A 20,818-nucleotide genomic window follows, 5' to 3' on the forward strand; every position below is an offset into this window, starting at 1 on the left:
CCTAACTTAAATTCTTGCGCAAAATTACGCGTATAAAAGTTAATTTTAGATTAAATGAGCGCCCGATGTAAGTTTTGTAATGAATAGACCTCAAGTGACTCAAGCTTGCCATTTTGTGAGGCTAGCAGCCCATCCATAACAGCACGTGCTGCACTAATCGTCGTGTAGTACGTCACACCGTTAGCTTGTGCGCTAGTTCGAATCGACCTTGAGTCGGCAATTGCAGTCCGAGTTTCATCCACTGTAGTAAATACGAGTGAAATTTCCCCGTTTTTAATGAAATCCACAATATGTGGACGTCCGTCTTTGACCTTGTTCACAACCCTGACCGGCAAACCAGCTGCCTCAATTGCTGCAGCAGTGCCTTTAGTGGCTACCATTGGGAAGCCGAGTTGATGCAACAACCTGGCAACCTCAATCGCTTTTGGTTTATCGCTATCTTTTACTGTCAGAAGCACAGTTCCACTCTTAGGCAACTTAATGCCAGCCCCCAATTGAGACTTAAATAAGGCTTCACCAAAAGTCTTGCCTACACCCATCACTTCACCAGTAGAACGCATCTCTGGCCCAAGAATTGGGTCAATGCCAGGGAATTTATTGAATGGGAATACAGCCTCTTTTACAGAGAAGTATGGCGGCTTGACTTCAGTTGTAATGCCTTGCTGTCCTAAAGTCTGTCCAACCATGCAGCGAGCTGCAATCTTAGCAAGCTGTAAGCCAGTAGCCTTTGATACAAATGGAACAGTACGTGATGCACGCGGATTAACCTCAAGCACATAGATCACATCTTTGCCATCAACGTTCTGAATAGCAAATTGCACATTCATTAGGCCAATGACATTAAGGCCTTTAGCCATCGCGGCTGTCTGGCGTTTAATTTCTTCTACAGTTGCATCTGATAAGGAATATGGAGGCAGTGAACAAGCTGAGTCACCAGAGTGAACACCGGCCTGCTCAATATGTTCCATAACTCCACCAATAAATACAGTTTCACCATCACTAATGCAATCCACATCACACTCAATTGCATCGTTCAAGAAGCGATCAAGCAGAACTGGTGAATCGTGTGAAACCTTGACAGCTTCACGCATATAGCGCTCTAGATCACGCCCATCATGAACGATTTCCATTGCGCGACCACCTAAAACATAAGAAGGACGAACTACTAATGGGTAGCCAATTTCCTCGGCGAGCTTGAGAGCCTCTTCCTCGGCACGTGCTGTACGGTTAGGCGGTTGACGCAAACCAAGGTCCTGAAGCAGCTTTTGGAAACGCTCACGGTCTTCTGCAGCATCGATCATGTCAGGCGAAGTGCCAATGATTGGCACACCATTGCGCTCTAGATCTAGAGCCAATTTCAAAGGAGTTTGACCGCCGTACTGAACGATCACGCCCTTTGGTTTCTCTTTGGCAACGATTTCCAGAACATCTTCAAGTGTTAGTGGCTCAAAGTACAAACGATCAGAAGTGTCATAGTCAGTTGAGACTGTTTCCGGATTGCAATTGACCATAATGGTTTCGTAACCATCATCACGCATTGCCAAGGCAGCGTGTACACAGCAATAGTCAAACTCAATACCTTGACCAATTCGGTTCGGACCTCCGCCCAAAACCATAATCTTCTCTTTATTAGTCGGCTGTGACTCGCACTCACCATGCTCCGCTTCATATGTTGAATACAAGTAAGCGGTATTTGTTGAAAATTCTGCGGCACAGGTATCCACACGCTTATAAACGGGAACTACTTTTAAGCGATGACGTGCGGCACGAACTGAGGCAGCATCAACTTTCAGCAACTTGGCCAAGCGGCGATCAGAAAAACCTTTTTGCTTTACAAAGCGCAACTCTGGAGCTGACAAGCTATCAATCTTGCGCTGTTTAAGCTCAGTTTCAATCGTAATAAGCTCTTCAATTTGTTCCAAGAACCAAGGATCAACCTTCGTTTCAGCGTAAATCTCATCAAGACCCATTCCCATACGGAAAGCGTCTGCAAGATACCAAATACGATCAGGACCTGGCTCATTGATTTCATTGATAATGTCATCCAGGTCTGTAGAAAACTCGTCAAGACCATCAACACCAACTTCTAAACCACGCAGCGCCTTTTGGAAAGACTCTTGGAAAGTGCGGCCAATTGCCATCACTTCACCAACAGACTTCATCTGGGTAGTTAAACGAGAATCAGCTTGCGGGAATTTCTCAAACGCAAAGCGTGGAATCTTCGTAACCACGTAATCGATGGACGGCTCAAATGAAGCTGGTGTAGCTCCGCCGGTAATGTCATTCTTGAGTTCATCGAGCGTATAACCAACAGCCAATTTAGCGGCAATCTTGGCAATCGGGAAACCCGTTGCTTTAGACGCCAATGCCGATGAGCGGGAAACCCGGGGATTCATCTCAATAACGATCATACGACCATCTATTGGATTAATAGAGAACTGTACGTTGGATCCACCGGTATCAACACCGATTTCTCTCAGAACAGCAATCGATGCATTACGCATGATTTGATACTCTTTATCCGTCAAAGTTTGAGCAGGTGCCACGGTAATGGAGTCACCGGTATGAACACCCATCGGATCTAAGTTTTCGATCGAGCAAACAATAATGCAATTGTCACTGCGATCACGTACGACTTCCATCTCGAACTCTTTCCAACCAAGGAGAGACTCTTCAATCAAGAGCTCACGTGTTGGCGATAAATCGAGACCACGTTTACAAATTTCTTCAAACTCTTCACGGTTATAGGCAATACCGCCACCCGATCCACCCATCGTGAATGATGGACGAATAACTACCGGGAAACCTGAGCTACCAGTCTCCTTCATAATTTGTTGCTGAACTTCATGCGCCTCATCCATTGAGTGCGCAATGCCTGACTTTGCAGAGCCTAGACCAATTTTGGTCATCGCCTCTTTAAATTTCTGGCGATCTTCTGCTTTATCAATTGCTTCTGGTGAAGCGCCAATTAATTCACAACCGTATTTTTCTAATACACCATGACGATGCAGATCTAATGCGCAGTTCAAAGCAGTTTGGCCACCCATGGTCGGCAAAATTGCATCAGGTTTTTCCGTGGCGATAATGCGCTCAACCACTTCCCAAGTAATTGGCTCAATGTAAGTCACATCGGCCATCTCTGGGTCGGTCATGATGGTTGCAGGATTGCTGTTTACCAAAATAACTTTGTAGCCCTCATCACGTAAGGCCTTACAGGCCTGCGCTCCGGAATAGTCAAACTCACAGGCTTGACCAATCACAATTGGACCTGCACCAATAATCAGGATGCTCTTAATGTCGCTACGCTTAGGCATTATTTGCCCTCCTTCTTGCTGGCAGCATTCATGAGCTCCACAAATCGATCAAATAAATAGGCGATGTCATGAGGACCAGGTGAGGCCTCAGGATGTCCCTGGAAACAGAGTGCCGGCTTATCTTTCCAAGCCAAACCTTGTAAAGATCCGTCGAACAAGGAAACATGAGTAACGCGAATATTGTCTGGCAGAGTATTCGCATCAACAGCAAAGCCGTGATTCTGCGAAGTGATTGCAACACGACCAGTATCCAAATCCTTCACTGGATGATTGGCGCCATGGTGACCGAACTTCATCTTCAAAGTTTTTGCGCCAGCAGCTAACCCCATGATTTGATGACCTAAACAGATACCAAAGGTCGGGACGCCCTGTTCAATAATTTCTTTTGCAGCAGCGATTGCGTAATCGCATGGACCGGGATCGCCAGGACCGTTTGAAAAGAACACACCATCAGGATTCATAGCCAATACCTCGGCTGCACTAGTTTGCGCAGGCACAACCGTAAGCTGACAACCGCGCTCAGTGAGCATGCGCAAAATATTGCGCTTCACACCAAAGTCATAGGCAACTACTTTCTTAACCGGCTTTCCAGTATCCAAAGTTCTGTAAGCTGGTTTGCCATTTGGACCATGCAGATCCCATTCAGCTTCACGCCACTCGTATGATTTCTGGGTAGTCACAACCTTCGCAAGGTCTAAGCCAGACATACCAGGAAAAGCCTTGGCAAGCTCAAGCGCTTTCGCACCCAGTGCTTCATAGCTATCACCTACCTTGCCGGCAACAATCGCACCCGATTGGGCGCCTTTATCTCGGAGAATTCTGGTGAGCTTGCGAGTATCTATTCCTGCAATGCCCAATATGCCAGCTTTAGTGAGATAGTCATCCAAAGAACCTTCTGCGCGGAAGTTAGATACGCGCTTTGGCAGATCCTTAATGACCAGGCCTGCAGCATGAATCTGATCGGACTCAGCATCCTGAGTATTCACACCAACATTACCAATGTGCGGGTAGGTCAATGTCACAATTTGACGTGAGTAACTAGGATCAGTAATGATCTCTTGGTATCCAGTCAATGCGGTATTGAAAACGACTTCGCCGGTAGTTTCGCCTGGGGCGCCAATACTAAATCCGGGAAATAAGGTGCCGTCGGCTAAAGCCAACACGGCGGGGGGAAAAGAAGGAAGCAAGGGTGACAAACCATCTCCAGTCCCTGCTCCATCCGACGCTCAAAACCCTCAAATAGACCAACCCGAGGATGTTTTTGCGGGAGGTGAGTGTCTTTAAGCGCTAGGGTATTTAATAAGTTTCGAACCCTACAATCATACCATTTTTGCTCGTAAACCCTTGGATATCCTGCCAAATGGGGCTTTGGAAGGAAAAAGCTCCTCCAGCCTAATAACCGGAGGAGCTTTTTGTCCTAAATAAGCAGTTTTAAGCCTTAGCGCTTTGCTCAATAATGGTCTTAATTTGAGCCAAAACTGACTGATCGTCCATGGTGCTGATATCACCAGGATCACGACCTTCGGCTACCGCCTGTAATGCACGACGAACAATCTTGCCAGAGCGGGTCTTGGGTAAGGCAGTGACGATATAAACACGCCCAGGACGTGCAATCGCACCCAAGGTTGTGTCTACAGTCTTCATGCATTCCGCTTCTAAAGTTGCGGTGTTGGATGCATCCTTAGGAATCACAAATGCGATAGCAGCCTGTCCTTTGAGCTTATCTTCAATACCAACTACGGCAACCTCAGAAACATTGGGGTGACTAGAAATACTTTCTTCGATCTCGCGTGTTCCAAGGCGATGTCCGGCAACGTTAATCACGTCGTCAGTACGCCCCAAGATAAAGAAGTAGCCATCTTTATCTTTAATGCCCCAGTCAAAGGTTGAGTAAATCAACTTACCAGGAATGGTTTCCCAATAGGTGCTGACAAAGCGCTTGTCATCACCCCAAACCGTTTGCATGCAACCAGGTGGCAATGGACCTTCGATGGCAATGACACCTTTTTGATCTGGGCCCAACTCCTCAGAGGTAGCATCGTCGAGCAATTTCATGTTGTAACCAAATGAAGGCACGCCTGGCGAGCCAAACTTATGCGGCATCACCTCAACGCCGCGTTGAATAGCTAGCATTGGCCAGCCAGTCTCAGTCTGCCAGTAGTTATCCACAATTGGTTTATTGATTGCTCCATGAATCCAGCTTGCAGTTGGTTCATCTAAAGGCTCGCCTGCTAAGAACAAGGCGCGTAATTTTGAAAGGTCGTACTTTGTTAAGAATGCAGGATCTTGCTTCTTAAGTACTCGCACAGCCGTTGGAGCCGAGAACATCACAGAGACTTTATATTTATCTACCAACTCCCACCAAATACCGGCATCAGGACGCAATGGCGTACCTTCATACATGATGGTAGCCATGCCAGAAAGCAAGGGCGCATAAATAATATAGCTGTGACCTACAACCCAGCCAATGTCTGATGTACAGAACATTGTTTCGCCAGGATTGCCGGTAAAGATATGCTTCATAGAGGCTGCTAGCGCCACAGCATAACCACCCGTGTCGCGTTGAACGCCTTTGGGCTTACCAGTTGTACCAGAGGTATACAAAATATAAGAAGGATGAGTTGCATCAACCCACTCAACCGGCACCACATCATTCAGATGTTTTTGACGCTCGTTTGCGTAATCTAAATCACGGCCCGCTACAGTCGTAAATTCAGTTAGACCACGATTCACAATCAAGACTTTTTCTGGCTTGTATTCAGCTAGAGTAATTGCCTCATCCAATAATGGTTTGTAAGGAACAGCTTTACCGCCGCGAGCACCAGCCTCAGCAGACACAATCAGTTTTGGCTTTGCATCATCGATGCGAGATGCGAGACTATGAGATGCGAAGCCGCCAAACACAACAGAGTGAATTGCGCCAATGCGCGCACAAGCCAGCATTGCAAAACAAGCTTCAGCAATCATTGGCATATAGATGAGGACTCGATCGCCCTTTTTAACGCCGTTGGCTTTATAGATAGCAGCCATACGATTAACCTCTTCGTATAGCTCTTTAAATGTGTATGCCTTCTCTTGGTTGGTTTCTGTAGACACCGCCACTAAAGCGATTTGATCTGGGCGATCTTTTAAGTGACGGTCAACTGCGTTGTAGCAAAGATTTGTTAAGCCACCCTCAAACCATTTTGCAAATGGCGGGTTGTTGTAATTAAGTACTTTATCGAATGGCTTTTCCCAGTGAATCAATTCCGCTTGCTCCCCCCAAAATCCATCTGGGTCTTTAATTGAGCGTTCGTGATGTGCTTTATAGGACATGGTCAACCTGATTTCTTAAAAAAGTTACTTAAATTACTGGCTTTTGCTCACCCCTTTACTGCCGCTATTAGCGCTAGAGGTGGCTGAACTACCATTTTTCGCAGATTTTGCAAGCCCTGTCGATGCGGATTTATGCTGAGATGCAGCATTTTTATCTGAAGAATTACCCTTAGAAGCACTCTTTTCGGCTGTTTTTGAGGTGCTCACCGGAGGGCACTTAGCAGGCTTAGCCCCTTTTGCCCCTTTTACAGGCTTTGGACACTTTGACGCAGGTGGGGCTGGTTTTTCTAGACTCAGACTGGCGTTGTCTGCCATGGCAGACGATACATCTCCAGGACGTCGGCTGGTCTTAGGGATCAAAACCGTTGAGCCGGCTCGGATACGCATGCCTCTAGGTATGCCATTTATCTCTCTTAACGTTTCGACATCGACACCTAAGCTTTTTGCTGCCTGGTCAACGCTTTCTGTTTTAGCAACCTGAACAGCCGTCCATGAAGAAAGTGGCTTGGTGTATTGCTTCAGGTTGTCTTGAAAGATTTCTGCATGCGCGAACGGCAACAGAATTTGCTGGTTAGCATTGCTCAAAACAACGGGTTTATTGAAAGATGGATTCAAACTATGAAATTCATCTGATGGTATTTCAGCCAACTTAATCACCAATGCCACATCAATATCGCTACCAACATCTACCGCAACAAAGTATGGATGATTTTCGAGATCAGGCAAAACTATTCCGTAAGCCTGTGGATCTAAAACAATTTGACGATACGCCATTAACTTGGGGACGTAATTGCGGGTTTCGCGCGGCAAGGTCAAACTTTCATAATCCGTTGGTAGGCCAGCGGCAGCATTGCGCTTCTGAGCCTTGGAAATGTTTCCAGCACCCCAGTTATATGCTGCTAGTGCTAGCTCCCAACTACCAAATTGATTATTGAGGCGCTGCAAGTAATCCAGCGCTGCATCAGTTGACTGCACAACATCCCGACGCTCATCTCTAAATACGTTTTGCGTTAAGCGAAAGTCTTTCCCAGTAGCAGGCATAAATTGCCATAAGCCTACTGCTTTAGCACTGGACTTGGCATTAGTAACGAATGCACTCTCAACAAATGGAAGAAGCGCAATTTCTGTTGGCATATTGCGCGCGTTAACTTCTTGAACGATATAAAATAAATAGCGTGAAGAACGCGTCATAGAACGATTGACGTAATCAGGTCTAGCAGACAGCCAACGAACCTGCTCTATCTCCAGCGGAGTGTTCATTGGCTCCATCTGAAAGCCGTCACGTATTCTTATCCACAAATTGTCAGAAGGCGCATAGACCTTGCTCACAGACTGATTTTTGAGATTAACCCGTGTAGCCTTGGATGCCTTTGAATTTGCTTTTGTCGGAGTGTCTGAAGACCAATCTCCAGTACTTGCACACCCACTCAAAAAAGCAATAATGAATATTGCCGCATACATCAAGCGCATTAGAAGCGATCTTTCCATGCGCGAATCACTGCCAAGACATGCGCAGGTGTCGGTAATGATGCCTGACCTGAAACCTCCTTAGCCATCGCAATCACTTCCGCTTGATCGCAGCGCATGAAAGGATTCGCTTGGAGCTCTTGCCCAATAGTTGTTGGAAGGGTCGGCAAACCTTGCTCTCGTAGAGATTTAGCCTGCTCCGCCCAAGAAAGTAGATTGAGATTGTTGGGCTCTACTGCTAAGGCAAAACGAATGTTAGATAAGGTGTACTCATGGGTGCAATAAACCAAAGTATTTTTTGGTAAGGCTGCAAACTTTCCGAGAGACTCTGACATTTGAGTTGGGGTGCCTTCAAATAGCCTGCCACAACCCGATGCAAATAAAGTGTCGCCACAAAAAAGCATAGGCTCGACAACGTTGGCCTGCATATTTGCAAAGTACGCAATATGACTTAGGGTATGTCCAGGCACTTCAAATACCTTGAGGCTAATTCGAGGAGCAGGAATTTCTATCTTGTCATCCTGCATTACGACAACAGTTCGACCGGGAATGTTGTCGCCCACTGGACCCCATACAGGAATGTCAGTCCCAAGGTTTTGCAGCAGATTCAAAATGCCGCCCGTGTGATCAGCGTGGTGATGGGTAATTAAAATACCCTTGAGGTTTAGTTTGCTCGCCCTCAAATACTCTAAGACTGGCTCAGAATCGCCTGGGTCAACCACCAAAGCAGAGCTGCCATCGTGAATGCACCATATATAGTTATCATCAAAAGCCGGTATGGGCCAGACCTGCAATAAAGTATTCTTATCCATAGACCGATGATACCAACCCCTCCCATCCCCTCTCAGATGCCTGCACCTCCCTGGAGCTCTTGGGAAAAATGGCTCCAATCACCTCCTGGGCGCTATGTCCTAGCGTGGGAGCAGCACTGTTTTGACCAAATTGTTGCCGATGTCTTTGGCTTTCATGCTGTCCAGGTTGGCTTACCCCAAATTAACACCTTGAGCGAAAATCGGATGCCTCTGCATGCCATCTTGATTCACTCTAACGATAGTCGTTCTCATGCCACTAATTACAACTGGCATTTAATTGAAGGTGACTCTACAGAACTCCCTTTTGCCAGCGAAAGTCTAGATCTCATTGTTCTACCCCATGTTTTGGAGTTCGCTACAGATCCCCATCAAATATTGCGTGAAGTCGACCGAGTACTTAGGCCAGAAGGACGTTTAATTATTTCCGGCTTTAACCCAGCAAGTCTTTGGGGTGCTAGACAATATCTCAGTAGATTGGTTGGAACGCCCTACCTTCCTAGAGATGGTCAATTTATTAGCCTCATCCGCATAAAAGATTGGTTAGAGTTGCTTAACTTTTCTTTAGATCGCGGCCACTTTGGTTGTTATAAATTCCCATTACAAGGTGAATCCGTGATGGGCAAGATGAATTTTCTAGAGAAAATGGGTAACCGTTGGTGGCCAATATTCGGGGCAGTTTTTTTAGTTTCCGCCATTAAGCGCCAGCAAGGTATGCGTCTCATCGGCCCAGCAACACTTGTCCGCATACCCGCTATCAAGCAGTTGAGTCCTGCTGCTGAACGCAGCAATATCCAAACACACCTCAAAAACAGCAATTCCAAGTAAATTACTGCCATGTCGCATTCGAAATCCCATCCCCATCACCCCCATATCGTGATCTACACCGATGGTGCCTGTAAAGGCAATCCTGGACCCGGGGGCTGGGGAGCTGTTTTGAGATCTGGCGGCCATGAAAAGCACATCCATGGAGGTGAAAAGCTCACCACCAATAACCGAATGGAGATTTGCGCGGTTATTTTTGCCCTAAAAGCCTTAAAACAGCGCAGCACCGTAGAGCTGTGGACTGACTCCCAATATGTCCAAAAAGGCGTTACAGAATGGCTTGAGGGTTGGAAAAAAAGGGGTTGGAAAACGGCTAGCAAAGATCCAGTTAAAAATTCCGATCTTTGGCAAGAGCTAGACGCCCTGCTCCCGGACCATGAAATCTCCTGGCATTGGGTTAGAGGCCATAACGGACACCCCGGCAATGAGCTGGCTGATCAGCTTGCCAACAAAGGCGTAGAAGAATTCTTGCCCTAAAGCTAGACCTCTCCTGCAGGCACCTTTTAAGCCATCTTATGAGAGAATGGTTATGCCCTAAAAAGAGCCAAAAACAGCTTACAACCTTTATAAAACCAAGAAAAACGAGACTGTGTCAAAAATAGAATCCTCACTCGATAAGGCTGTCGCCAAACTCGTGCAATTTAAAAATACAGGCAAAACACGCCTCTGCACACTTTGGCAAAAGTCTTCTCCGCTACTTGGACGACTTAAGCAAGTGGATTACGCCACGCTTAAATCCTTTGTAGTTAAATTTAAATGGCGCATCCTATTAGTCCTGATCATTCTTTATGCAGGCTCTAAAGCGTATGACTACTTCTTTCCAGCATCGGAAAAAGCTGGTGGGCCTGTAACTATCACTTCTGTTGTTGTTGAGAAGAAAGATGTACCCCTGATCATTGAAGCCACTGGCACGATTGTTTCTAATAGCATTGTTGATATCAGGCCAATGGTTACCAATACCGTAGCAAAAATTGAAGTCAAGGATGGTCAAGAAGTTAAAGCAGGCGATTTACTTTTCACCCTTGATGATCGTAATGACAAGGCGAACTACGAGAAGCTTAAAGCCCTTGCAGACGATGCTCAAAAGCAGTACTTACGTGCTAAGGAGCTTGTAGCGAAAAACTTTATTTCCAAGGCTGGTTTAGAGACTAGTCTCGCCAATGCTAAGTCTGCCCAAGCTGCCGCCCGCTCTGCCGAGGTGCAGCTTTCATTTGACTACATTAAATCCCCAATTGATGGTCGCGCCGGCATTGTGAATGTATTCCCTGGATCCTTGGTTCAAGCTAGCAATATCGTTTCTACAGCTACTAGCTCTACTGCGACCTCTAGCGTTGGTTCAATGGTGACCATAACGCAATTGAATCCAATCAATGTGCAGTTTGTAATACCTGAAAAAGATATTCCTATCATGTTGGAAAATCAACTTGATGGAGAAGCCATGACTGTTAAGGTGGTGGTTGGTGATAGCGGCAAAAAAACATACGAAGGAAAAGTCTTGGTAATTGATAACCAAGTGGATCCCTCAATTGCAGCTGTCCGAGTGAAGGCGCAAATCCCCAATAACGACAAAACCTTATTACCAGGCCAATTTGCTCGCGTATCCCTGGTGGCCAATACATTAAAGGATGCCCTGGCGATTCCTTCACAGGCAGTCATCATCAATGCACGCGGCAAGATGGTTTATGTTGTGGATAAGGATGGTAAAGCCGTTTCTAAACCCATCAAAGTGGTTTATGAATACCTAGGGTCAACGGTTGTTACTGGCATTGAGCCTGGTGACAGAGTGGTCGTTGAAGGTAAGCAAAACTTGCGTCCAGGAAGTAAGGTTCGTGAGTCCAAGAACGCAACCCCTCCAGCAAGCCCGAGTGCATCTGCCCCTGCAACACCTCCTGCCCCAGAGAAGAAATGACACTTTCCGAGCTATGTATTCGGCGTCCGGTAATGACGGTGCTGCTCTCAGTAGCAACCGTCATAGCAGGAGCAGTCGCATACGTCAAAATTCCAGTAGCGGCACTTCCGAGCTTCAATACTCCGGTTATTTCTGTAAGCGCCTCTTTGCCAGGAGCGTCACCGGAAAACATGGCATCCGCAGTTGCATTGCCTCTCGAGAAAGAGTTCTCAACTATTGACGGCATTAACGTCATTAGCTCTACCAACTCATTAGGTAGTACCAGCATTACTCTGGAATTTAATAACGACCGAGATATTGATAAGGCTGCTGTTGATGTTCAGGCAGCATTATTGCGCGCACAAAAGCGGCTTCCTATTGAAATGACAGTCCCGCCTTCGTATCGCAAAATTAATCCTGCCGATACACCGGTCCTAGTAGTTCGCATGAGCTCACCCTCCATCAGTCTCTCTGATATTAATCAGTACGCTGAAAATCTTGTCTCACCCAACTTATCAACCATTAGTGGCGTTGCTCAAGTGCTTGTATACGGCGCCAAGCGCTACGCCGTTCGTGTACGCGTTCATCCAGATGCGCTGGCCAATCGCAACCTAACGGTTGATGACATTGCTTTGGCGATTAATAAAGCCAATTCGAATAGTCCAGTGGGTGTATTAGATGGCCCACGCCAAGCAATTACTATTTACGCAAATCCCCAGTTAGTCAGGCCAGAAGAATTTGCCAATTTAATTGTGAGTCAGAAGAATGGCTTACCTATTTATCTCAAGGATGTTGCAGACGTTATTGAAAGCTACGAGGATGTCAAAACCCTTGCGAGCTCAAATGGCGAACGCTCAATTGCGGTTGCAGTATTAAGACAACCTGGAGCCAATACTGTTGATGTAGTCAAGTCAGTAAAAGAGTTGCTCCCTCAGCTGCAAAAGCAAATGCCTGAGTCAATTCGACTACAGCTCCTCAATGACCGCTCCCTCTCCATTATCGAAGCGATTCATGACGTTAATCTCACACTGGCGTTAACAGTCTTGCTGGTCATCTTAGTGATCTTTTTATTCCTAAAGCACATCTCAGCAACCATTATTCCCTCCATCAGCCTTCCAATTTCGCTGATAGGCGCATTTTTCCTTCTGTATTTCATGGGATACAGCCTAGATAACATTTCCCTCCTAGGTATTACATTGGCTGTGGGCCTAGTAGTAGATGATGCAATCGTGGTTCTTGAAAACATCATGCGCTACATCGAACAAGGCATGGATCCACTCAAGGCATCACTGAAAGGCAGCAAAGAAGTTGGCTTCACCATCATCTCCATTTCCATTTCGTTAGTAGCGGTCTTTATTCCACTCTTCTTTATGCCTGGTCCAATTGGGCTTCTGTTTAGAGAATTTGCTGTAGTTGTATCACTTTCTATTTTGGTATCCGCAGTGGTTTCGCTCACTGTTGTACCAATGCTCTGCAGCCGCTTCTTACCAAAGCCAGGTCAACACGCAAAAGAATATGCAATCAATAAGAAATTTGATCGAATTTTTGATTGGATGCTCAAAACGTATATTCACTATTTAGACCTTGCTTTAAAGAATCGCAAGATTGTTCTTTGGGGCGCAGTTTCCACGTTCGTGATTACGGTAGTACTCTTTGTAAATAGTCCAAAAGGATTCTTTCCAGAGGAAGATATTGGGCAAATCCAGGCAACAACCGAAGCCTCCGAAGATATTTCCTTCAGAGCGATGTTGGCATTGCAAGATCAGGCGGCTGAACTAGTAAATTCCGACCCTAATGTGGCTAATTCAATCTCGGTAATTGGCGGTGGAGCAAGCTCTGGCTATAACACTGGGCGTATTTTTATTATTCTCAAGCCTAAGGGTGATCGTCAGAAAATGGCCAAGGTCATGGAAGGCTTGCGCACCAAGTTTAAAGAGATACCAGGACTTCAAGTCTATATGCGCCCCGTACAGAATTTACAGCTTGGTGGAAAAAGCAGTAAGAGTCGCTATCAATTTACCTTGCAGAGTGTTGGTTTTGAAGGCGTAAACGAGTGGGCCGATAAACTCATGCAAAAAATGCGTGCCGACCCAATGTTTAGGGATGTCACCAGCGACTCTCAAATGAAGGGGCTTAACGTCAAGATCGATATTGATCGAGAAAAGGCCGCAAGTGCTGGCGTTAACATTGCTGATATACGTTCTGCTCTTTACAACGCATTCGGGGAGAAACAAGTCTCCACAATTTACACCCCTGTAAATACTTATTACGTGATTCTTGAGGCGGCTGTTGAAGACCGGCAATATGAAACCGACCTTAATAAAATCTTCGTTCGTGGTCGCGCTACTGACAAGCTAATTCCGCTGTCTAGCCTTGCCACCTTTACACGTACCGTAGGACCAACAGCAGTCAACCATCAAGGTCAGATCCCTGCGGTTACCCTATCCTTCAACTTGGCGCCGGATGTTTTCTTAGGTGACGCTACGAAACAGATTGAATCCTTTACCAAGGCCGTTGATCTTCCGCCTTCTATCATTACCAGTTATGGTGGTGACGCTGCTGTATTTAAAAGCAATCAGTCCGGTCAGTTAATTCTTATCTTCTCAGCCCTTGGCGTGATCTATATTTTGCTAGGTGTTTTATATGAGAGTTACATTCATCCGCTGACTATTTTGGCTGGACTGCCATCTGCAGCAATTGGCGCAATCTTGGCATTGCGCATCTTCGGATTTGAGTTAACCATCATTGCGTCTATCGGCATCTTGTTGCTCATTGGTATTGTGAAGAAGAATGCGATTCTGATGATCGACTTTGCTTTGGATGCGCAACGCAATCAAGGTATGACTCCCGAGAAAGCCATTCGTGAAGCTTGTATCTTGCGTTTCAGACCAATCATGATGACGACTTTTGCAGCGCTAATGGGCGCCATTCCAATTGCCTTCGGCTTAGGGGCTGGAGCCGAGTTACGCCAACCGCTTGGCATAAGCGTAGCTGGTGGACTCATTTTTTCCCAATTCGTAACCCTGATTATTACTCCGGTGATTTATCTTTATTTAGATAAATATGCTGGTAATGGTCCGATGGATATTCCACCAGCCGTTCTAGAGGGAACCTAATGCGTCAAGTTATTCTCGATACTGAAACTACTGGATTAAATCCGGCTACAGGCGATCGCATTATTGAGATTGGTTGCGTTGAAATGGTTGGACGCCGCTTAACCGATAGAACCTTTCATTACTACATCAATCCAGAGCGTGACATTGATGCTGGCGCTTTCGCAGTACATGGATTATCTAGAGAGTTTTTATCTGACAAACCAGTTTTTGCAAATATTGTTGAACAACTTATTGAGTTTGTAGATGGCGCTGAAATTGTGATTCATAACGCAGCATTTGACTTGGGATTTTTGGACAATGAATTTGCTTTGCTCAAGCGCCCAGCGTTCAGAAACCTGGCATCAAAGGTTACCGATACGCTCCTAGACGCGCGTCAAATGTTCCCAGGCAAGAGAAATTCCCTGGATGCTTTATGCGAACGTTTTTCTATTAGCAATAAACACCGTACTTTGCACGGCGCTTTATTAGATGCCCAGCTATTAGCTGAAGTCTATGTCGCAATGACCCGCGGTCAAGAAGATCTATCTATTGACCTGATTGACTACACCGTTGGTGCAGACTCTACTGGCCATACCAAGGCTTTACCAACAAGCCTTAAGGTATTAGCTGCAAGTGATGACGACCTAGAGTGCCATGAAAAAATCTTGGCTGAGATCGCAAAGGCAAGCAAAAAGGACCCCGTATGGAGTCCTCTAGCTACAGCAGATTAGAAATTGGGCTTAGATTAGATTGCCGCTGCAATCGCCTTACCTAAATCATCCGTCTTCGCAGTACCACCTAAATCTGGAGTCAATGGCGCGTGCCCTGGACCAGATGCCAAAACTTTTTCGATCGCATTAAATATAGCCTTACCTGCCTCAGGATAGCCAAGGTGATCAAGCATCATCGCCCCGCTCCAAATCTGGCCAATCGGATTAGCAATCATTTTGCCGAAGATGTCTGGGGCTGAACCATGAACAGGTTCAAACAAGGATGGGAACTTGCCTTCAGGATTAATACTTCCAGATGGAGCAACGGCAATCGTTCCAGTACATGCAGGACCTAAGTCAGACAAAATATCGCCGAATAAATTACTTGCTACCACAACATCAAAGCGATCAGGGTTCATAACAAAATGGGCTGCCAAAATATCGATGTGATATTTATCGGTGCGCACATCAGCAAATTTCTTGGACATCGCTTCTACACGCTCATCCCAGTAAGGCATAGTAATTGCTATACCGTTTGATTTAGTAGCTGAAGTTAAATGTTTCTTAGGGCGGCTTTGAGCCAAGTCAAATGCATACTGCAAGATTCGATCAACGCCCTGTCTGGTAAAAATAGACTCCTGAATCACAAACTCACGATCGGTGTCCGGGAACATCTTGCCACCCACACTGGAGTACTCACCTTCGGTATTCTCACGCACTACAAAGAAATCGATATCACCAGGCTTACGATTGGCAAGTGGGCAAGGTACTCCTGGCAATAAACGTACTGGACGTAAATTGACGTATTGATCAAAGCCGCGGCGGAATTGAATCAAGCTTCCCCACAAGGAAACGTGGTCAGGAAGAATATCGGGCATTCCTACTGCACCAAAGAAGATGGCGTCATACTTCATTAACGTATCAAACCAATCATCAGGCATCATCTTGCCGTGCTTAAGATAGTAATCACAACTCGCAAAGTCAAAATGATCGAACTGCATACCCAAGTTAAATTTACGATTGGCAGCCTCTAAAGCGCGCACGCCTTCTGGCATAACTTCCTTGCCAATGCCATCACCTGGAATCACTGCGATCTTTGGATTCTTAAAAATTTTCTTTGCGTTCATGAGTTATGGGTCTCTTTATATTTTTGTTGAAGATTAATTTTACAAATTTCTAGCTAATTGCACGACGGATTTCGTCCGGAGCCTTCTTGCTCCCTTTTTCAACGGATTCACTATCGTAGTCGTCCGTATTCTCAATAGTCTCAGGAATGTCTTCTAGCATCCGAATATTGTCTTTAGGGCAGATTGGAGCGCCATAGCTAGCCCATTTTTTTAGCAAGGTGACTTCATATCCACATTGACCGCACTTAGCCTTACTGCGACTAGCATTACTGGGCCTAGGTGGTGGAAAGACAATTGCCTGATGGGGATATGGCCCGAGCTCTTGACTGATCATCATTAGCTTTACTACCAACTCCTCAGTAGCATGCGCCATTCTGGCCGGACCTTCCAATCCCACTGTTTGGGCAATACCCTTGAAATCCTCACCATGACCACTAAAACAGTCATCTACTGCATGGCAAAGCTCATGAACCAGGGTGTCTAAAAGCTGTACTGGCTCATCCAATTTAGGGGAGATAAATATCTCATTAACGCCACCGCCTGAGCGCTCGCGAGGCCAACATTGGCCAAGGGTTGTTCTTGGGCTACTTGAGGCTGGAAAGCCGCATGAAACCCTCACTGGAGGGATTGCGTAGCCTGCTTTAGAAAAAACGGGCTCTAGGTGTCTTACTGCATCTTCCAACCATGCTTCACGAACTGTATGTTGCTTCATCTAGCTTATCTTCTATCGAAATTCTGGAACAAAAACCGTAAATTGCGATCATACGCCACCATAAGTAGAATGTACGAATGAAAGATCTCGAAAGCCTCAGCGCCACCCAAGCCATCAAAGCCCTCTCCAAAAGAGAAATTCAGGCTACTGATTTATTGCTTTCCTGCTTAGACCGCATAGGCCAAAAAGAGAGCCTCGTGAAGGCCTGGACTAGTCTTGGTAAGGAAAACGCCCTATCTCGTGCCAAACAGCTCGATAAAGGGTCATTTCAGGGCATTCTGCATGGCTTGCCTATCGGCGTTAAGGATCTTTATGACACCTACGACTTGCCAACCTCTTACGGCTCCCCTATTTATGCCAACCACTACCCAGTTGCAGATGCCGTATCGGTTGCATTAATGCGTCAGGCTGGCGGCATTATTTTGGGCAAAACAGTCACAACTGAGTTTGCAGCCTTTAAGAGCGGTGCCACCACCAACCCTCATCATTCAAAACACACTCCCGGAGGATCCTCGAGTGGTTCTGCTGCTGCTGTTGCCGACTTCATGGTGCCGCTTGCAACTGGCAGTCAAACCGCTGGGTCGATTATTCGGCCGGCTTCATTTTGTGGCGTAGTTGGTTTCAAGCCCAGTCACGGCAAAGTCAGCATTGCAGGCATTAAAAGTCTATCTGTAACTCTAGACACCATGGGATGCTTTGGCAGAACAATTGAAGACGTTGGTCTTGGTGTTGCAGCAATGAGCGGAGATCTTCGCCTTGCAAAAATCGAAACGCTACACAATAAACCCCGTATTGCTATTTGCAAAACATCTAACTGGTCTGCAGCACACAAGGAAACAGCGACTGCACTAGCTGTGGCACGTCATGCGGCTGAAAGTTTTTCGAAGGGTAGCGTTGATGATCTTAAGCTACCCAAAGCCTGTGACGGGCTCACTCAAGCGCAAAGTCGGATTATGCTTTCTGAGATGTCTCGCAGCCTACTATTTGAGCGAGTACACCACGCCAAAAAATTAAGCTCACAACTAGCCAAGCAGCTAAGCGACGGTGCAGATATTCATTACGATCATTATGCAAAAGACATACTTCTTGCTAGTAAGGCAAAAGCCTCGGTTACAGATTTATTTAATGATGAGATTGATATATTGATTGCGCCAAGTGCTATTGGCGAGGCGCCAAATATAAAGGATGGAACAGGAGATCCTATTTTTTGTCGAGGATGGACTCTATTAGGATTGCCCTGCATCAACATCAATGTAGCAAATGGACCTAATGGTTTACCTGTTGGCATTCAGCTAATTGCCGGACCCGGAAAAGATCATTTCTTACTAAGTGCCGCGCGCGCATTTGCGCTGGCATTGCCTGACCCCACTTTGCGAGATCAGGCATAGTCCATTAACTAATCTAGAGTAATGTTTGCAGCTTTGATAGCTTTGCTCCAGAAAGGGATCTCTTTCTTAACCAGTGCATCGGTTTGATTTGGTCCCAAATAACGCAGTTCAACACCCGCTGCGTCTGCGCGCTCCTTAATTTCAGGTAACGCCAAACTCTGCTTAACCGAATCTGTCAACTTAGAAACCACGGGTGCTGGTGTGCCAGCTGGGGCATATAAGGCAACCCAAGACTCCAACTGAAATGATGGCAGGCCAGCCTCCGCAGTAGTGGGTACATTGGGCATGCCGGGATGACGATTCTTACCTGTCACTGCTAAGCCTTTAAGCTTGCCGCTCTGAACGTGCTGCATGACAGAAGGTGGCGTACTAATAAAGACTTGAACTTGCCCTGCCAAGACATCCTGAATCGCTGGACCAGAACCTTTATAGGGAACGTGAACCATATCTACACCGGTAGTTTGCTTGAAAATTTCAGTACCAATATGGGATACAGAGCCATTGCCCTGAGATGCGTAATTGAGCTTGCCTGGATTTGCTTTTGCGTAAGCAATGAATTCTTTGAGGTTATTGACCGGAACCGAAGGATGCACTGCAATGACATTTGTTGAAACAGTCAACAAGGCTATTGGAGAAAAGTCCTTGATGGGATCCCAAGGCAATTTATCGAATAAAGCTGGGTTGCCTACGTGATATCCAGAGTAGGAAATTAACAAGGTATAGCCGTCAGGCTTTGCTTTAGCAACATATTGATAGGCTGTATTGCCACTCGCTCCAGGCTTGTTATCAACAATCACAGGTTGACCAATCACACGCGTTAAGGGCTCACTCAATAGGCGGGCTGAGGTATCTACCAAGCCACCTGGTGGATTAGGCACTACCAGGGTAATTGGTCTATCAGGAAAGGATTGAGCTAGGGCTAAACCTGCAATGCCTATACTCAGAACTGTAAGCGCACTTCGAATAACTGAAATTTTGTTCATTACTGTCTCCAAGCGTTTTTTAAGAGTTTATCGTTGCCCTACTTTTACATCCCCAAAGACTGCCTGCGCTTCACGGGGCAAACAACGCCAATAGCGCTCATTTGCAGTAACCGTGCCACCCAACACTGCCGCAGCCTCCCAGCCCCAACGAGGCTTGTATAAAAATGCTCTTGCCAAAGCTATGAGATCCGCATCGCCTGCTTGCAAAATGTCTTCAGCTTGTTGTGGTTCAGTGATGAGTCCAACAGTCATTGTTGGCAAACCGGATTGGTCTTTAACAATCTTTGCAAAAGGTACTTGGTAGTTTGGCCCAATCGCAATCTTTTGTTTAGGTGAAATACCACCAGAAGAAATGTGTACAAAATCGCAGCCTAGGGGTTTCAGTTGTTTTGCAAAGTTCGCCGTCTCTTCTGGGGTCCAGCCACCCTCAATCCAGTCGCTAGCGGATATTCGAATACCAAGTACACCTTGATAGGCTGCTCGTACGGCTGCAAAAAGCTCCAATGGAAAGCGAATGCGGTTTTCAAAAGAACCACCATATTCATCGGTGCGTTGATTGGCGATAGGAGATAAAAATTGGTGCAACAAATAACCATGAGCACCATGAAGCTCGATACCATCAATTCCAATGCGTGCTGCGCGCTTTGCCGATGACACAAATTCATCAATCAATTTCTTTAGTTCATCTTTGCTTAATTCATGTGGAAGACGTTCGCCATCAAGCTGGGGAATAGCTGAAGGCGCTAAAGTTTCCCACCCGCCTTGATCCTTGGCGAGCAATTGGCCGCCGTTCCAAGGGGTGGCACTGGATGCTTTGCGTCCTGCATGGGCTAGCTGAATGAAAACAGGAACCTCTGGAGCCAAGACACGTGCACGATGCAATTTGTCTTTTAAGGCGGCTTCAGTACGGTCATCCCAAAGCCCCAGACAAGCTGGCGTAATGCGGGCCTCAGGGCTCACCCCGGTAGCCTCAATAATGAAGAGCGCTGCGCCGCTATTAAGCAGGTTTCCCCAGTGCATAAGGTGCCAGTCAGTTGCCTCGCCGTTATTGGCCGAATACTGGCACATAGGGGCAACTACAATGCGATTTGCCAGCGCTAGAGGCCCCTTTGGGGAGTTGAGGGTATAGGTTGAAAATAAAAGACTCATAAAATGCCTTGAATAGCCCAAAATTAGGTCAAAAAT

At 46.2% G+C, this 20,818-nt stretch carries 15 protein-coding genes; 6 read left to right on the forward strand and 9 right to left on the reverse strand.

Annotated elements, in window-relative coordinates:
- Positions 1–50: 50 nt before the first annotated feature.
- The 5 genes from carB to gloB form a co-directional block, all read right to left on the reverse strand.
- Positions 51–3,314 carry a carbamoyl-phosphate synthase large subunit gene (gene carB / locus ICN20_RS09625; protein WP_216239927.1) on the reverse strand — a complete coding sequence of 1,088 codons (3,264 nt, stop codon included), beginning with the start codon at positions 3,312–3,314 and terminating at the stop codon, positions 51–53.
- Positions 3,314–4,501, reverse strand: a complete 1,188-nt coding sequence (carA, locus tag ICN20_RS09630; protein WP_216240427.1) for a glutamine-hydrolyzing carbamoyl-phosphate synthase small subunit — start codon at positions 4,499–4,501, stop codon at positions 3,314–3,316. Before carA ends, carB begins: the two co-directional genes overlap by 1 nt.
- Positions 4,502–4,745: 244 nt before the next feature.
- Positions 4,746–6,629 carry a propionate--CoA ligase gene (locus tag ICN20_RS09635; protein ID WP_216239929.1) on the reverse strand — a complete coding sequence of 628 codons (1,884 nt, stop codon included), beginning with the start codon at positions 6,627–6,629 and terminating at the stop codon, positions 4,746–4,748.
- Between the two features lie 33 nt (positions 6,630–6,662).
- Positions 6,663–8,117 carry a transglycosylase SLT domain-containing protein gene (locus ICN20_RS09640; protein WP_255534709.1) on the reverse strand — a complete coding sequence of 485 codons (1,455 nt, stop codon included), beginning with the start codon at positions 8,115–8,117 and terminating at the stop codon, positions 6,663–6,665.
- Positions 8,099–8,908 carry a hydroxyacylglutathione hydrolase gene (gloB, locus tag ICN20_RS09645; protein WP_216239938.1) on the reverse strand — a complete coding sequence of 270 codons (810 nt, stop codon included), beginning with the start codon at positions 8,906–8,908 and terminating at the stop codon, positions 8,099–8,101. The genes ICN20_RS09640 and gloB overlap by 19 nt, the downstream gene beginning before the upstream one ends.
- A 6-nt stretch (positions 8,909–8,914) precedes the next feature.
- On the opposite strand from gloB, the gene ICN20_RS09650 reads away from it, so the two are divergent.
- The 5 genes from ICN20_RS09650 to dnaQ all read left to right on the forward strand — a co-directional run bounded on the left by ICN20_RS09650 (position 8,915) and on the right by dnaQ (position 15,444).
- Positions 8,915–9,733 (forward strand): class I SAM-dependent methyltransferase, encoded by an 819-nt coding sequence (locus tag ICN20_RS09650; RefSeq protein ID WP_216239941.1) that lies wholly within the window; start codon positions 8,915–8,917, stop codon positions 9,731–9,733.
- Between the two features lie 9 nt (positions 9,734–9,742).
- A complete protein-coding gene (rnhA, locus tag ICN20_RS09655; protein ID WP_216239952.1) occupies positions 9,743–10,207 on the forward strand; it encodes a ribonuclease HI in 465 nt (154 codons plus the stop codon).
- Positions 10,208–10,319: 112 nt separating this feature from the next.
- The gene (locus ICN20_RS09660; protein WP_216239959.1) at positions 10,320–11,639 is read left to right on the forward strand and encodes an efflux RND transporter periplasmic adaptor subunit; all 1,320 of its coding nucleotides are present in this window, start codon (positions 10,320–10,322) and stop codon (positions 11,637–11,639) included.
- Positions 11,636–14,734: an efflux RND transporter permease subunit gene (locus ICN20_RS09665; protein WP_216239961.1), complete on the forward strand. Its 3,099-nt coding sequence runs from the start codon at positions 11,636–11,638 to the stop codon at positions 14,732–14,734. Before ICN20_RS09660 ends, ICN20_RS09665 begins: the two co-directional genes overlap by 4 nt.
- The gene (dnaQ, locus tag ICN20_RS09670) at positions 14,734–15,444 is read left to right on the forward strand and encodes a DNA polymerase III subunit epsilon (protein WP_216239963.1); all 711 of its coding nucleotides are present in this window, start codon (positions 14,734–14,736) and stop codon (positions 15,442–15,444) included. Before ICN20_RS09665 ends, dnaQ begins: the two co-directional genes overlap by 1 nt.
- A 14-nt stretch (positions 15,445–15,458) precedes the next feature.
- On the opposite strand, the gene ICN20_RS09675 is transcribed toward dnaQ, so the two are convergent.
- Positions 15,459–16,550, reverse strand: a complete 1,092-nt coding sequence (locus ICN20_RS09675) for a tartrate dehydrogenase (protein ID WP_216860018.1) — start codon at positions 16,548–16,550, stop codon at positions 15,459–15,461.
- 49 nt (positions 16,551–16,599) lie between these two features.
- Positions 16,600–17,262, reverse strand: a complete 663-nt coding sequence (locus tag ICN20_RS09680; RefSeq protein WP_216239965.1) for a SprT family zinc-dependent metalloprotease — start codon at positions 17,260–17,262, stop codon at positions 16,600–16,602.
- A 77-nt stretch (positions 17,263–17,339) separates the two neighbouring features.
- On the opposite strand from ICN20_RS09680, the gene ICN20_RS09685 reads away from it, so the two are divergent.
- On the forward strand, positions 17,340–18,650 hold the full coding sequence (locus tag ICN20_RS09685) for an amidase (RefSeq protein ID WP_216239967.1): 1,311 nt from the start codon (positions 17,340–17,342) through the stop codon (positions 18,648–18,650).
- A gap of 8 nt (positions 18,651–18,658) precedes the next feature.
- Here the strand turns inward: ICN20_RS09685 and ICN20_RS09690 are convergent, their stop codons facing one another.
- A complete protein-coding gene (locus tag ICN20_RS09690; RefSeq protein WP_216239969.1) occupies positions 18,659–19,633 on the reverse strand; it encodes a tripartite tricarboxylate transporter substrate binding protein in 975 nt (324 codons plus the stop codon).
- A gap of 27 nt (positions 19,634–19,660) precedes the next feature.
- Positions 19,661–20,782 (reverse strand): NADH:flavin oxidoreductase/NADH oxidase, encoded by a 1,122-nt coding sequence (locus ICN20_RS09695; RefSeq protein ID WP_216239971.1) that lies wholly within the window; start codon positions 20,780–20,782, stop codon positions 19,661–19,663.
- Positions 20,783–20,818 lie beyond the last annotated feature (36 nt).

The organism is Polynucleobacter sp. JS-Polo-80-F4 (assembly GCF_018881965.1).
Classification (GTDB): domain Bacteria; phylum Pseudomonadota; class Gammaproteobacteria; order Burkholderiales; family Burkholderiaceae; genus Polynucleobacter.

Excerpts from the sequence above, each read along its gene's own strand:
- carB (WP_216239927.1), bottom strand. The coding sequence starts at position 3,314 with ATGCCTAAGCGTAGCGACATTAAGAGCATCCTGATTATTGGTGCAGGT.
- ICN20_RS09635 (WP_216239929.1), bottom strand. The coding sequence starts at position 6,629 with ATGTCCTATAAAGCACATCACGAACGCTCAATTAAAGACCCAGATGGA.
- ICN20_RS09640 (WP_255534709.1), bottom strand. The coding sequence starts at position 8,117 with ATGGAAAGATCGCTTCTAATGCGCTTGATGTATGCGGCAATATTCATT.
- gloB (WP_216239938.1), bottom strand. The coding sequence starts at position 8,908 with ATGGATAAGAATACTTTATTGCAGGTCTGGCCCATACCGGCTTTTGAT.
- ICN20_RS09650 (WP_216239941.1), top strand. The coding sequence starts at position 8,915 with ATGATACCAACCCCTCCCATCCCCTCTCAGATGCCTGCACCTCCCTGG.
- rnhA (WP_216239952.1), top strand. The coding sequence starts at position 9,743 with ATGTCGCATTCGAAATCCCATCCCCATCACCCCCATATCGTGATCTAC.
- ICN20_RS09665 (WP_216239961.1), top strand. The coding sequence starts at position 11,636 with ATGACACTTTCCGAGCTATGTATTCGGCGTCCGGTAATGACGGTGCTG.
- dnaQ (WP_216239963.1), top strand. The coding sequence starts at position 14,734 with ATGCGTCAAGTTATTCTCGATACTGAAACTACTGGATTAAATCCGGCT.
- ICN20_RS09675 (WP_216860018.1), bottom strand. The coding sequence starts at position 16,550 with ATGAACGCAAAGAAAATTTTTAAGAATCCAAAGATCGCAGTGATTCCA.
- ICN20_RS09680 (WP_216239965.1), bottom strand. The coding sequence starts at position 17,262 with ATGAAGCAACATACAGTTCGTGAAGCATGGTTGGAAGATGCAGTAAGA.
- ICN20_RS09685 (WP_216239967.1), top strand. The coding sequence starts at position 17,340 with ATGAAAGATCTCGAAAGCCTCAGCGCCACCCAAGCCATCAAAGCCCTC.
- ICN20_RS09690 (WP_216239969.1), bottom strand. The coding sequence starts at position 19,633 with ATGAACAAAATTTCAGTTATTCGAAGTGCGCTTACAGTTCTGAGTATA.
- ICN20_RS09695 (WP_216239971.1), bottom strand. The coding sequence starts at position 20,782 with ATGAGTCTTTTATTTTCAACCTATACCCTCAACTCCCCAAAGGGGCCT.